General features: G+C 70.4%; 11 protein-coding genes. 5 read left to right on the top strand and 6 right to left on the bottom strand.

The features are described from left to right. Window positions 1-4: 4 nt before the first annotated feature. The 3 genes from MA875_RS05935 to MA875_RS05925 all read right to left on the bottom strand — a co-directional run bounded on the left by MA875_RS05935 (window position 5) and on the right by MA875_RS05925 (window position 3,119). Window positions 5-1,660: a Mur ligase family protein gene (locus MA875_RS05935; protein ID WP_248241002.1), complete on the bottom strand. Its 1,656-nt coding sequence runs from the start codon at window positions 1,658-1,660 to the stop codon at window positions 5-7. Window positions 1,661-1,711: 51 nt separating this feature from the next. Next, window positions 1,712-2,419 carry a DUF1775 domain-containing protein gene (locus tag MA875_RS05930; RefSeq protein WP_248241000.1) on the bottom strand — a complete coding sequence of 236 codons (708 nt, stop codon included), beginning with the start codon at window positions 2,417-2,419 and terminating at the stop codon, window positions 1,712-1,714. A 106-nt stretch (window positions 2,420-2,525) separates the two neighbouring features. Next, window positions 2,526-3,119 carry a hypothetical protein gene (locus MA875_RS05925; RefSeq protein WP_248240997.1) on the bottom strand — a complete coding sequence of 198 codons (594 nt, stop codon included), beginning with the start codon at window positions 3,117-3,119 and terminating at the stop codon, window positions 2,526-2,528. Between the two features lie 175 nt (window positions 3,120-3,294). Here MA875_RS05925 and MA875_RS05920 point away from each other — a divergent pair, with 175 nt between their 5' ends. Together MA875_RS05920 and MA875_RS05915 are read left to right on the top strand one after the other, a co-directional pair. Continuing rightward, window positions 3,295-4,665 (top strand): HNH endonuclease signature motif containing protein, encoded by a 1,371-nt coding sequence (locus MA875_RS05920; protein ID WP_248240996.1) that lies wholly within the window; start codon window positions 3,295-3,297, stop codon window positions 4,663-4,665. Window positions 4,666-4,736: 71 nt separating this feature from the next. Then, entirely contained in the window at window positions 4,737-6,065 is a 1,329-nt protein-coding gene (locus MA875_RS05915) for a M50 family metallopeptidase (RefSeq protein WP_248240994.1), read from the top strand. A 27-nt stretch (window positions 6,066-6,092) separates the two neighbouring features. Here MA875_RS05915 and MA875_RS05910 read toward each other — a convergent pair whose 3' ends face one another. Further along, window positions 6,093-8,057: an anthranilate synthase family protein gene (locus MA875_RS05910; protein WP_248240991.1), complete on the bottom strand. Its 1,965-nt coding sequence runs from the start codon at window positions 8,055-8,057 to the stop codon at window positions 6,093-6,095. Between the two features lie 196 nt (window positions 8,058-8,253). Between MA875_RS05910 and ispG the strand changes: the two genes are divergently transcribed. Next, window positions 8,254-9,405 carry a flavodoxin-dependent (E)-4-hydroxy-3-methylbut-2-enyl-diphosphate synthase gene (gene ispG, locus MA875_RS05905; protein WP_248240989.1) on the top strand — a complete coding sequence of 384 codons (1,152 nt, stop codon included), beginning with the start codon at window positions 8,254-8,256 and terminating at the stop codon, window positions 9,403-9,405. An 8-nt stretch (window positions 9,406-9,413) separates the two neighbouring features. Here the strand turns inward: ispG and MA875_RS05900 are convergent, their stop codons facing one another. Then, on the bottom strand, window positions 9,414-10,433 hold the full coding sequence (locus MA875_RS05900) for a 1-aminocyclopropane-1-carboxylate deaminase (protein WP_248240987.1): 1,020 nt from the start codon (window positions 10,431-10,433) through the stop codon (window positions 9,414-9,416). A 177-nt stretch (window positions 10,434-10,610) separates the two neighbouring features. Here MA875_RS05900 and MA875_RS05895 point away from each other — a divergent pair, with 177 nt between their 5' ends. Further along, entirely contained in the window at window positions 10,611-10,883 is a 273-nt protein-coding gene (locus tag MA875_RS05895) for a hypothetical protein (protein WP_248240986.1), read from the top strand. A gap of 30 nt (window positions 10,884-10,913) precedes the next feature. Then, a complete protein-coding gene (locus MA875_RS05890) occupies window positions 10,914-12,713 on the top strand; it encodes a proline--tRNA ligase (protein ID WP_248240984.1) in 1,800 nt (599 codons plus the stop codon). On the opposite strand, the gene MA875_RS05885 is transcribed toward MA875_RS05890, so the two are convergent. Continuing rightward, on the bottom strand, window positions 12,700-13,527 hold the full coding sequence (locus MA875_RS05885; protein ID WP_248240982.1) for a DUF1206 domain-containing protein: 828 nt from the start codon (window positions 13,525-13,527) through the stop codon (window positions 12,700-12,702). The two genes, MA875_RS05890 and MA875_RS05885, sit on opposite strands and share 14 nt — an antisense overlap. Window positions 13,528-13,551: the final 24 nt, after the last annotated feature.

Here is a 13,551-nt window from a genome sequence, read left to right as displayed (position 1 = left end):
CGTCTCAGGCGGGGCGAAGGGGATCGGATGACGGGGTGCTGTCGTCCGGGTAAGGCACGGGCCACCGCGGTTCGGGGACGGGCCATCCGCGGGCGGCGAGTGCCCGTCGGGCGAGCTCGCGCGCGGAATAGGGTGTGCGGACGCCTCGGATGTCGCGGTAATCCTGATGGCCGGGGCCGGCCCACAGGATCGCGTCGCCCTCGCCGACCCGCGCGACGGCCTCGCGGATCGCGCGCTCGGGCGGCGAGAACTCGTGGATCTCGGCGTCGGGCCTGGCGCGTCGGGCGCCTGCGATGAGGGTGGCCCGGATCGCGTCGGGATCCTCGTGCCGCGGGTGGTGGTCGGTGATGATGAGGATGTCGCTGCCCTCTGCGGCGGTGCGACCCATGTCGAGCCGCTTGGTGGCGTCTCGATCGCCGTCGGCCCCGACGAGCATGAGAACGCGGCCGGGAGTGACGTGCCGTACGGCGGCGAGGGTCTTCTCGAAGGCGTCGGGGGAGTGGCCGAAGTCGACGAAGACCGCAGGCCCGCGCTCGCCCGAGACGAGTTCGGTGCGGCCGGGGAGGTAGGCGCGGATCCCGCCGTCGCGGTGGAAGGCCGTGACGAGGTCGTCCCACGCGTACCCGCCCTCGAGGAGCATCACGATCGCAAGACCGGCGTTGGCGGCCATGTGCTGGCCGATGACCGGGACGACGGTCTCCAGCATCCGCCCGTCCTTCGACGACAGCCGGAACCGGGTGCCCTGCTGACGTTCCTCGATGATCTCGACGACCCAGTCCGCGTCGGCCGCCGCGGTGGGATCGGCGGCGATGGCGGGGGTCCCGACCGTCAGGGTCGGCACCTCGGATCGCGCGACCACGTCGGCTCCTGCGGGGGAGTCGAGCGAGATGACGGCGCGACGCGCCCGCTCGGCGGTGAAGAGCGGCAGCTTCGCCTTGAGGTACTCGGCCATGTCGGCGTAGTCGTCGAGGTGGTCGTGACTGAGGTTGGTGAACCCCGCGACGTCGAAGACGATGCCGTCGACGCGGCGACGGCTGAGCGCCTGAGCGCTCACCTCCACCGCGACGGCCTCCACGCCGCGTTCGCGCATCAGCGCCAGCAGCGCGTGCATCTCGTACGCCTCGGGCGTCGTCAGCCGCGAGACCACCACCTGCCCGGCGATGTGCCGCTCGGCCGTCGAGGAGAGGCCGGTGACGACGCCGAGCTGGTCGAGCATGCCCTCCAGCAGGTGCGACACGCTCGTCTTGCCGTTGGTGCCGGTGGTGCCGAACAGCAGCGGCAGATCGTCATCGCGCCCGGTGCCGTATACCCACGCCGAGATGGCGCCGAGGAGCGCGCGCGGGTCGTCGACGACGAGGACCGGGAGTCCGGATGCTGCGGCGAGCGGTAGACCCGTGTCGTCGGTGATCACAGCCACCGCGCCGCGTGCCGCGGCATCCGCGGAGAATTCCGCGCCGTGGCGGTTGGCGCCGCGCACGGCGACGAAGACGTCGCCGGGACGCAGATCGGCGGTGGCGAGGGTCACACCGGTGAGGGTCGACCCGCCGGGGTCGCCGCTGACGCGGCGGGCGAAACGTGCGGCGAGATGGGCCACGCGGTGCGCGGGCGGGTGATCCGGCCGGAGCACGGGGGGCAGGTGGGGAGCGTCATCCGTGGGCATGGCGTCTCCATCCTCTCACCCGGCTCCGGCCGAGACCGTGACCGGGAGGGGTCAGCTCCGCGCGCGTCGGCGCCACAGCGCCGCCACGAGGGCGCCGACTCCGGTCACCAGGCTCGCAGCGGCGAGACCGCGGGCCACGGGATCGTCGCTGCCGGTGGATGCGGCCGCGGCCGGCGTGGCGGCGGCGTCCTGCGCGTCATCCGCGTGCGCCGCACCGTGCCCCGACGTGTGCTCCGCGCCGGGCTCGGATTCGCCGGGCTCGGAGACGACGACGACCGGGGCCGGGTGCGCGGGCTCCTCCTCTCCCGGTTCGGTCGCCTCGTTCCATGCCGTCGAGCCGACGACGCAGCTCTGCTCGACTGGGAAGGCGACGGATTCGCCGGCGGCGCCCTCGGTGAAGGTGACGTCGAGCGCGACCGAGGCGCGCAGGCCGCTGTCGATCGGGTCGTCGGCGGTGAAGACCACCCGCGTCGGCACGCCGTCGGCGCCGATGTCGCGGGTGATCGACCACTCCCCGTCGACGACCGGAGTAACCGTCGTCACCGCGTCGGGGATGTCGACGGCGAGGGCAGTGGTGGGGGAGTCGTCGCAGCCGTGGGAGAACGAGAACTGCAGGGTGGTCCGGGTCCCGGCGGGCGCGACCTCGGGCGACACCCCGACGTGCGCCGAGGCGGCGAGGGGGGCCGTCAGCACGAGGGCGACGCCGATGACGGAACCGGTGGCGATGAGGGGCAGGCGGGCAGAAGTGTGAGCGGTCATGGTGGTTCTTTCCTTCACGCGAAGCAGGGTCGACGGCGCGCCGCCGGGTCGGCGGACGCGCGCGGATCACCGGCGCGCGGTGCACGCCGGTGCGGGTGGTGCGGTCTCAGATGACCGCGGTGCGTGCCGGTGGACCCCGGGAGGAGCAGCCCGACGCCGCCACGGCGAGCGGCGTGCAGACCGCGCCGTCGATACCGAGACGAACGATCGAGGCGCGGAGAGTCAGGACGAGCGGGGGCGGGCCGGCGACGAGGGCGCGGATGCCACGACCCAGAGCCCGCAGCATCCGTTCTCCGTGATGAAGGAGAAGGGCCGTGAGGACGGCGGCCACGGCGTGCGCGCTGATCATGGGCGCGTCGGGGACCGTGGCGACGGCGCCCTTGCCCAGCGTCAGCGGGACGTGGTGCAGGTGTCCGCCCTGCGAAGCCGTGCCCGATGCCCCGCCGGGTCCGACGAGAGCGAACGCCAGGTGGTAGACCGTCTGGGCTGCGGTGACCGTGAGGAGCGTGCGGCCCATGCTCGGTCGACGTCCGATCAGCAGAAGGGCGATCGGTGTCGCCAGCACGGCTGCGACGAGGAGCAGGATGACCGGGGGTGGGCCGTCCGCAGCCAACGTGTGCGATGTGCCCGCGATCACCGTGGCCGCCGTGGCGGCGGCGACGGCACGGCCGGCGCGCAGGTGGCGGGGACTCACGGGCATCCTCGGGACGGTGTCGATGGGGGCGACACCAGGCTACGGCGTTCGCCGCACCGCCGCATGTCGGTGAAACTCTCGTCGAGTGGGAATATTTCTTCGATTGTTTCCTCAACAGTTGATCGTCAATGTCGGAGCCGCCTGCGATGATGTGGGTAGGTCATCGAGACGGGGTTACCAGGTGGACGCGGACGAGAAGCGGCGGCAGGCGGAAGAGAAACGCGCCGGGGTGTTCGCGGATGAGCTGGCGAAGCTGCGCCGTCGGCGCGCGGCGTTGGAGGCGAAGGAGGCCCGGCTGCTGGCGGACGCGTACGCGTTGACGGTGGAGCAGCGGTCACGGATCGGCTCCGTCTCCTCGCGGGAGCGGGACATGCCGTTGCGGTCGATGGCGCTGGAGCTGGGGTTGGCGGTGCGGGTGAATGACCGGTCGATGCAGTCGCAGATGCATGACGCGCACGAGTTGGTCGAGCGGTTCCCGCAGACGATGGCGGCCCTTGAGGATGGGCGTGTCAGTCGGGCGCATGCGCAGGTGATCCAGGACGCTGGGCGGGTGATCGAGGATCCGGTGGATCGGGCGTCGTTCGAGCGGATCGTGTTGGTGGAGGCGGAGCGGCAGACGGTGCCGCGGACGAAGACGTACGCCCGCCAGCGTGCGGAGGTGTTGGATCCGCGGCCGTTGCAGGAGCGGCATGACACCGCGATCCGGCAGCGGCGGGTGTGGGTCACCGATCTGGATGACACGCTGTCGGCGTTGACGATCGTGGGCGGGAACGTCTACATCCACGGCGCCTACCACCGCCTCACCGGCCAGGGCACCACCATCAAGGACATCGACCGCGCCAAGCGACGCGCCTACGCCACCGCGCGGGCCGAAGCGGAAGCGAACGGTAGCGACGGCGCCCCGGCTGAGGAAGCGGAGCCGTGGTTCGACGACCGCGCCCTGGATGAGATCCGCTGCGACCTCGCCCTGGACATGCTGCTCGCGGGTTCCCCGGTGATCGACCCCACCGACCCCACCACCGGCGGGCTGGGCGCGATCCGGGCCGAGGTGCAGATCACCATCCCCATCACCACCCTCACCGGGGTGACGAACTCCGGGGCGGAGCTCAACGGGGTCACCCCCGTCGACCCCGACACCGCAAGGCGCATGGCAGGGACCGCGAAGATCTGGGAACGGGTGATGACCGACCCCATCACCGGCGTCGTCACCGCGGTGGATCGATATCAGTTGCATCCCTCGCAAACCCGATACCTCAACGCCCGCGATGTCACGTGTCGCACACCGGGTTGTCGAAGGCCCGCGAAACTGTGCCACATCGATCACTCGAAGGATTTCGCCCTGGGTGGGAAGAGTTGCAACGACAACCTCTGCAACGAGTGCGCCCGACACCACACGTTGAAACACGCGACGAACTGGCACGTGGAGCAACTGCCCGGCGGCATCCTGAAATTCACCAGCCCCGGCGGGAAGACCTACGACAGCCACCCACCCTCCCGCGTCGCCTTCGTCCCCACCGACGACAACGGCGGATACGCCGTCGCACCCTTCTGACATGACCGTTCGACCGAGCCCTGCCGCACGCCCTCGGCTGACTCAAAGAACGCGGGTATAGCGTGAACGCCGTGGAGGTCCTTGCATTCGTCATCGGCATCGCCCTGATGGTCGTCGGGTTGGCCGTGTCCATCGCCCTCCACGAGCTCGGACACCTGTGGCCGGCCAAACGGTTCGGGGTGCGCGTCGGCCAGTACATGATCGGCTTCGGCCCGACCCTCTGGTCGCGTCGGATCGGCGAGACCGAGTACGGCGTGAAGGCGATCCCGCTCGGCGGCTACATCTCGATGGCGGGCATGTACCCGCCCTCGCCCAAGAGCGGGGAGCGGGGCGGTCGCGCGGGAGGCGGCTTCTTCGCCACGATGGTCCAGGACGCGCGGGCGGCGAACGACGAGACCCTCGACGGCGACGACGACCGCCGGGTGTTCTACAAGCTGCCGGTGTGGAAGCGCATCGTCGTCATGCTGGGCGGACCGATCATGAACTTCCTGTTCGCGATCGTCCTCTTCGCGATCCTCCTCTCAGGCATCGGCGTGCAGACGTCGACGACCACCGTCCAGACGATCAGTGAATGCGTCATCCCTGCGTCGGAGGAGCGCACGGTGTGCGAGCCCTCCGATCCCGCAGCCCCCGCCGCCGCGGCGGGCTTCCAGCCGGGCGACGAGATCGTCTCGATCGACGGGACGCCGATCGCCACCTTCGCCGAGGCGTCCGAGATCATCCGTTCGTCCCCCGGCGACACCCTCTCAGTGGTGGTGCAGCGCGACGGCGAGGAGCGCACGCTTCAGCTCGTGCCCACCACGGCCGAGCGCGACGTCTACGACGATGCCGGAAGGCCCGTGACGGATGCCGCGGGAGACCCCGTCACCGAAGAGGTGGGGTTCGCCGGCATCGCCCCCTCGTCGACCTACGTGCAGCAGCCGATCTGGGCGGGTCCGCAGTTCGCGTTCGAGAACGTCGGCGCCGTGGCGGGGGTAATCTGGCAGTTGCCCGTGCGCATCTTCGATACGGCCACGACTCTGTTCACGGGCGAGGAGCGCGACCCGAATGGACCTCTCAGCGTGGTCGGTGTCGGCGTGCTCGCCGGCGAGGTGGCCGCCGCCGAGGCGCCGATCCTCAACCGGGTGGCCGGGTTCCTCTCGCTCCTGGCGTCACTGAATGTCGCCCTGTTCGCCTTCAACCTCCTGCCGCTGCTGCCCCTGGACGGCGGGCACGTCGTCGTGGCGCTCTGGGACGGCATCAAGCGGGCCTGGGCGAAGCTGTTCCGCCGCCCGCCCCCGAAGCCGGTCGACGCCACGAAGCTCGTCCCCGTGACCTTCGTCGTGTTCATCGCGCTGCTCGTCATGGGCGGCACGCTGATCCTCGCCGACATCCTCAACCCCATCTCGCTTCTGGGATGACGGGCGCCGCTCGTCGGCGCGTGGTGCTCAGGCGGTGACCGGCGAGAGAGCGGCGGCGACCAGCCGCTCGAGCGTCAGCATCCCGTCCCTAGACAGGATCGACTCGAGGTGTCCCTGGATCGAGGCGAAGCCGGGCCCGCGCAGGGCGAAGACGTCACCGCTGACGGGGTCTGCAGCCACCTCGATCTCGACGTCGGCGCCCACCCGGGTGGTTCCGGCTGGGACGCGCGCGGTGAAGGTGTTGTAGAAGCCGATGGATGCCGCCTCGCCGAAGACGTCGACCGTCTTCTGCAGCCCCTGATGGGGCTGATCGAGGGGGACCAGGTCGATGCCGAGGCCGTCGGCGAGGATCTGATGGCTCAGGCACACCGCCACGAGGGGGCGCCCCAGCGCCCGGCGACGGGCGACCACCTCGCGCATGCGCCGCATCCGCGGTGTCGACGGGTCACGCGGGTCACCCGGGCCCGGGCCCGATACGACCAGCTCGGCGGCATCGATCTGCTCGTCCGAGACGCGGTCCCACGGCACGATCTCGACGTCGAGACCGAGGTGGCGCAGCTGGTGGGCGAGCATCGTGGTGAACCGATCCTCCGCGTCGACGACGATCGCCGACCGGCCCGCGAACGGACCTCCGCCCTCGGGCGTCGCCTGCGGGTTGAGCCAGAACGCGGCGAGTCGGGCGTTGCGCGAGGCCAGGAGCGCGGCGATCTCGGGGTCCGAACCCAGCGGCCGCGCGTCGGCGGCGGGGGCATCCTCGTCGATCGCGTCCTCCGACGCGGCCACGACCGGGAGTACGGCCTGCGCGGGCACGTCACGCGGGATCGCACCGATCGCGCCCAGCACCCCGGCGGCCTTTCCGTGCGTCTCGCCGACCTCGCCGTAGGGGTCGGAGTGACGCACCAGCGTCGCCCCCACGGGCACCCGTAGCCGGCCGTCGGAGAGGTAGGCCGTGCGGATGAGGATGGGCGCGTCGAGATCGTGCGTCGACTCGCCCTCGAGCACCAGGTCGGTACGCGGCGTGAAGAGGGCGGCGACGCCGGAGTAGTACCCGCGGGGCGAGGTCTCGTGGCGCGTGATGACCGTGCAGGCGTTCTGCATCGGCGACCCGGTCACGGTCGGGGCGAACATGGTCTCGCGGAGGATCTCGCGGGGATCCAGTCGGCTGCGTCCCCGCAGCACGTACTCCGTGTGGGTGAGGCGCGACATCTCCTTCAGGTGCGGTCCGGTGATGCGCCCCCCGTCGGAGCACACCGCGCTCATCATCTTCAGCTCTTCGTCGACGACCATGAAGAGCTCCTCGGTCTCCTTCGTCGATCGGAGGAACTCCGTGAGTGTCGGGACCGTGGCGCCGCCCGCCGGGTGGCGGAAGGTCCCGGAGATGGGATTCATGGTCACCACCCCGTCGCGGGCACTGACGTGCGCCTCGGGGCTCGCGCCCACCGCGACATGATCGGGGGTGACCACGGCGAAGGTCCAGTACGCACCGCGCTCGTGCTCGAGGAGGGCCCGGAACCAGGTCAGCGCCGTCGTGACGGGATCGGCGTCGACAGCGGCGGTGAAGTCACGCCGGATGACGAAGTTCGCGCCCTCGCCGCGGCCGATCTCGTCGGCGATCACGCGCCGGACGATGTCGGCGTATTCCTCGTCGTCGATGTCGAAGCCGGCGTCCTGCAGGGCGACCGGTGCGCTCGGCAGTTCGGCGAGCGCCTCCGCTCGGGAGAACACGGTGCGGCCGGTGACGATGAGGCAGCGCAGCGGCGCGCCGTCGTCGTGGCACGAGAAGCCGCGCTCGCGGACCTGCCGGAAGGGGACGAGGGCGAGGACCTCGTGCGGAGTACCCGCGGCGTCGGTCAGCGGGATGTCGGCGAGGAGGTCGACGTCGACCACGTCACCGGTCAGCAGCTCCACGGTCTCGGCGTCGCGGGCGATGAGGGCGAAAGGAAGAGCGCCCTGGGCGAGCTCGGCGAACAGGTCGTGGGGGAAGCCGGTCATCTCGGTCTTTCGTCAGGGGGCGGTCACCCTACGAAGAAGACCGCCCGGAGGCGGTCGGATGTCGCGCGAACACCACCGCCTACGCGGTGAGCCACCAGTGCGCCAACATGCCGCGAACCTACCACACCGGCATCCCGACACTGCGGGCGAGACGGTTTTCCCACCCCGGCCCACTCGTGCGGCGTAGGCTGAATCCGTGCCTGCTGTGAACATCGGTATGCCTCGTGTGCCCGAGGTCCTCGCCCCCCGCCGCAAGACACGGCAGATCCGCGTCGGAAAGGTGCTCGTCGGTGGTGATGCCCCCGTCAGCGTCCAGTCCATGACGACGACGCCGACGACGAACATCAACGCCACCCTTCAGCAGATCGCCGAACTGACGGCATCCGGCTGCGAGATCGTCCGCGTGGCGGTGCCCTCCCAGGACGACGCCGATGTGCTGCACATCATCGCCAAGAAGAGCCAGATCCCGGTCATCGCCGACATCCACTTCCAGCCGAAGTACGTCTTCCAGGCGATCGACGCCGGCTGCGGCGCCGTGCGGGTGAACCCCGGCAACATCCGCAAGTTCGACGACCAGGTGGGCGCGATCGCCAAGGCCGCCAGTGACGCGGGCGTGTCGCTGCGGATCGGTGTCAACGCCGGCTCTCTCGACCCCCGGCTGCTGGAGAAGTACGGCAAGGCCACCCCCGAGGCGCTCGTGGAGAGCGCCGTGTGGGAGGCGTCGCTGTTCGAGGAGCACGACTTCCACGACTTCAAGATCTCGGTCAAGCACAACGACCCGGTCGTCATGGTCAAGGCGTACCGCCTCCTCGCCGAGCGCGGCGACTGGCCGCTGCACCTCGGCGTCACCGAGGCCGGCCCCGCCTTCCAGGGCACGATCAAGAGCGCCACCGCGTTCGGCATCCTGCTGGGGGAGGGGATCGGCGACACGATCCGCGTCTCGCTCTCGGCGCCCCCGGCGGAGGAGGTCAAGGTCGGCCACCAGATCCTGCAGTCGCTGAACCTGCGCGAACGCAAGCTCGAGATCGTCTCGTGCCCCTCGTGCGGACGTGCCCAGGTCGACGTCTACTCGCTCGCCGACAGCGTCACCGACGGCCTGAAGGACATGACCGTGCCGCTGCGCGTGGCCGTCATGGGCTGCGTCGTGAACGGTCCCGGCGAGGCGCGGGAAGCCGACCTCGGCGTCGCCTCCGGCAACGGCAAGGGTCAGATCTTCGTCAAGGGGCAGGTGATCAAGACCGTCCCCGAGTCCGAGATCGTCGCCACCCTTATCGAGGAGGCCAACCGCATCGCCGACGAGATGGGCCCCGACGCTCCCCTCGGAACGGCGCAGGTCGTCACGAGCTGACGCCCCGCTCAGCTCCAGAGCGAGTGGTAGGCGTTGATCGCCGGCTGCCCGCCGAGGTGGGCATAGAGAACGGTGGATGACGCGGGGATCTCGCCCTCCTTCACGAGATCGATGAGCCCCGCGAGGGACTTCCCCTCGTAGACCGGGTCGGTGATCATCGCCTCGAGCCGGGCCCCGAGGGCCATGGCCTCCATCGTCGAGTCGACCGGGATGCCGTACAGGTCGCCGGCCCAGCCCTCGAGCACCTGGATCTCGTCGTCACGGAGATCGCGGCCGAGTTCGATCAGCTCTGCGGTGCTCCGGGCGATCCGCGCGACCTGGTCGCGGGTCTTCTCGATGGTCGCGGAGGCGTCGATGCCGATGACACGGCGCCGCACACCGGTGAGCTCCTCCAGCGCCGCGAATCCCGCGATCATCCCCGCGTGGGTGGACCCTGTGACCGTGCAGACGATGACGGTGTCGAAGAACACCCCGAGCGCCTTCTCCTGCTCGGCGACCTCGAAGGCCCAGTTCGCGAAGCCGAGCCCGCCGAGCCGATGCTCGGACGCGCCCGCCGGGATCGGGTAGGGGGTGCCACCGGAGGCCTCCACCTCGGCGAGCGCCTGCTTCCACGAATCGCGGATGCCGATGTCGAACCCCGCGTCATCCAGCCGCGAGTCCGCGCCCATCATGCGGGACAGGAGGATGTTGCCGACGTGGTCGTTCACCGGGTCGTCCCACGGCACCCACTTCTCCTGCACCAGCCGGGCCTTCAGCCCAAGGTGCGCGGCGACGGCGGCCACCTGACGGGTGTGATTGGACTGGTACCCGCCGATCGAGACAAGGGTGTCGGCGCCCGAGGCCAGCACGTCGGGGACGATGTACTCGAGTTTGCGGATCTTGTTGCCACCGAAGGCCAGGCCGCTGGAGACGTCCTCGCGCTTGGCCCAGATCTCCGCCCCGCCGAGGTGCTGCGTGAGCCGATGAAGCGGCTGGAGCGGGCTCGGTCCGAAGGTGAGCGGATGCCGGGGGAAATCGTGCAGCTTCACGGGGCGCCTTTCGTGCGTGCGATGCGGAGGTGATTGCAATATATTGCATTCCCGCGTGTGAGCCCGACTCCCGCATGTCGGCCCTCGCTTCCTGCACAGCGGGGCCCGAGCGTCGATCGGTCCACAGATGACCGCTCGGCCCGGGACGACCCGGGTCCGCGCCCCTAGCGTCGGGCCATGAATCTGCGCATGGGCATCGCCTGCATCCACGTCCTGAACGACACCCGCCCGATCCTGTGGGTATCGAAGGACCCCGACCTCGATCCCGTCCTGGCGTGCGGAGGGGGCGACCACGACCCGGACGACCCCGGCGGGTGGGGCTTGTCGCACCTGTTCCACTTCACCGCCGGCGATCCGGCCCTCGGCATCGTGCATACGCTCCGAAGCGGCGACTCCTTCCTGCGGGAGCGGGTGGGCGCACCGTGGCGACGACGGCAGCCCGGAGCGTGACTCTCGAGCGTCGCCCTAGACTTGTCGCTCGTGGTCACCCGTCTCTCGCACTTCTTCCTCCGCACCCTCCGCGAAGATCCCGCCGACGCCGAGGTGACCAGTCACCGCCTCCTCGTCCGCGCCGGGTACATCCGTCGCCAGGCGCCCGGCATCTTCGCCTGGCTCCCGCTCGGGCTGCGCGTGAAGGCCCGCATCGAGAACATCATCCGCGAGGAGATGGGGGCGATCGGCGCCTACGAGGTGCACTTCCCCGCCCTGGTGCCCGCCGATCCGTACCGCGAGTCCGGGCGATGGGAGGCCTACGGCGACGGGATCTTCCGGCTGAAGGACCGCAAGGACGCCGACTACCTACTGGCGCCGACGCACGAGGAGCTGTTCACGCTCCTGGTGAAGGACCTCTACTCCTCGTACAAGGACCTGCCGCTGGCGATCTACCAGATCCAGGACAAGTACCGCGACGAGGCTCGTCCCCGCGCGGGCCTGCTCCGCGGACGCGAGTTCACGATGAAGGACGCCTACTCGTTCGACTACACCGATGAGGGCCTCGACGTCTCCTACCAGGCGCAGCGCGACGCGTACGAGCGGATCTTCCAGCGGCTCGGGATGGAATACGTCATCGTCCAGGCCGACAACGGCCTGATGGGCGGCGCCCGCAGCGAGGAGTTCCTCCACCCCACCCCGGTAGGCGAAGACACTTTCGTCCGGTCGGAGGCGGGCTACGCGGCCAACGTCGAGGCGTTCCAGACGATCGCGCCGGCGCCCCGGTCGATCGAGGGCCTCCCCGCTCCGGTCGTCTTCGACTCACCCGACACCCCCACCATCCAGACCCTGGTCGATCACGCCAACGCCCACCTCGCCGCGCCCGCTCCGGGCGTCGCGGGACCGGCGACCGACGGCGCGACGCAGTGGACGGCGGCGCACACCCTGAAGAACGTCGTGCTGGCCCTCACCCACCTCGACGGCACGCGGGAGATCGTGGTCGTCGGGGTTCCGGGCGATCGCGACGTCGATGACAAGCGCGTCGAGGTCGCCTTCGCGCCGGCGGAGGTCGAGGCCGCCACCGACGCCGACTTCGCACGCCACCCGCAGCTCGTGCGCGGGTACATCGGTCCCTGGTCCGAGACCGGGCCGATCCTCGGGGAGGAGTCGGCCAGTGGCATCCGTTACCTGCTCGACCCCCGCGTCGTGGACGGCACCAGCTGGATCACCGGAGCCAACATCCACGAGAAGCACGTCCACTCCCTGGTCGCGGGTCGCGACTTCGTCGGAGACGGCGTGGTGGATGTCGCCTCGGTGCGCGCCGGTGACCCGGCCCCCGACGGCTCGGGCCCCGTGTCGCTGGCCCGTGGCATGGAGATCGGCCACGTGTTCCAGCTCGGTCGGTTCTTCGCCGAGACCCTCGGGCTGAAGGTGCTCGACGAGAACGGCAAGCTGGTCACCGTCACGATGGGCTCCTACGGCATCGGTGTCACCCGCATCCTCGCGATCCTCGCCGAGCTGAACAACGACGACCGGGGTCTCATCTGGCCCGAGTCCGTCTCGCCGTTCGACGTGCACGTGGTCGCGACGGGGAAGGATGCCGCGGCGTACGCTCTCGCCGAGGACATCGCCGCGCGGCTGGAGGCCACGGGGCGCGACGTGCTCTACGACGACCGTCCGAAGGTGTCTCCCGGGGTGAAGTTCGCCGATGCCGAGCTCGTCGGCGTGCCTCGCATCGTCATCGCAGGGCGCGACGCCGCTGCCGGCGATGTCGAGCTGTGGGACCGTGCGACCGGCGAGCGACAGGTCATGGACGTCGAGGCCGCGATCGCGCAGCTCACCGCCAGGTGAGTCGCGCGTACCGCGCCCGGAACATGCTGAACACGCCGTAGCAGAGCAGCCCGACACCCACCGCCGCCACGAGGAACGGTCCGAGGGCGAGACGGAAGAGCGCCTGCACGGCGCCGTCCAGACCTCCCGCGACGTCGGCGTCGGCGGTCACCGTGGCGGCGAGCAGCAGGATCCCGACGATCGTCAGCGCGATGCCCTTGGCGAGGAACCCCACGACCCCGAGGAGTCGGACGGTCGTGCCGAGCCGGCCGTCCGGCAGCGTCATCCGGTTCTCGAAGCTTCGTCGCACGCCCATCACGACGAACGCGATGCCGCCGATCCCCACCCCGAGGCCGGTGAGCGCGAGCACCACGGCGCCGCCCCAGATGTCCAGGAGCACGGAGCTGAGGTCTTCGGTGGTCTCCTCGGCGTCGGGCCGGGCACCGAGCGCCACCGCGGCGGAGATGAGTCCCAGCGCGAGGAAGATCACGGCTTGTCCGACCGCTCCGAGGCGCCGACCCCAGACGGCCAGGCGCATCTCATCGCCCCGCCGCCGCATCAGCACGCTCTGCACGAGCTGCCAGATGCCGAGCGCCGACAGGGCCACGGTCAGGGCCCACAGGCCCGCGAAACCCAGTGGCGCCGCGGCGATCGCTTTGAAGACCACCGTCTGGTCACTGGCGCCGTCCGAGCCCAGGGCGATCGCCAGGGTCAGCACGCCGAGGATCAGGTGCACCACTCCGTTCGCGACGTAGCCCGAGCGCGCCAGAACGCGGAACCACTCGGCGTCCTCCACGGCGCGTGCTGCGCTTCGTGCCTCGGACGCCGCCCCCATCACCCCAGCGTAGCCACGCGTGCC

Origin of the sequence: Microbacterium kunmingense (genome assembly GCF_023155745.1) — a bacterium.
Classification (GTDB): Bacteria; Actinomycetota; Actinomycetes; order Actinomycetales; family Microbacteriaceae; genus Microbacterium; species Microbacterium kunmingense.
The sequence above is the reverse complement of the archived record's forward strand: the minus strand, read 5'-3'. Positions and strand labels throughout refer to the sequence as shown.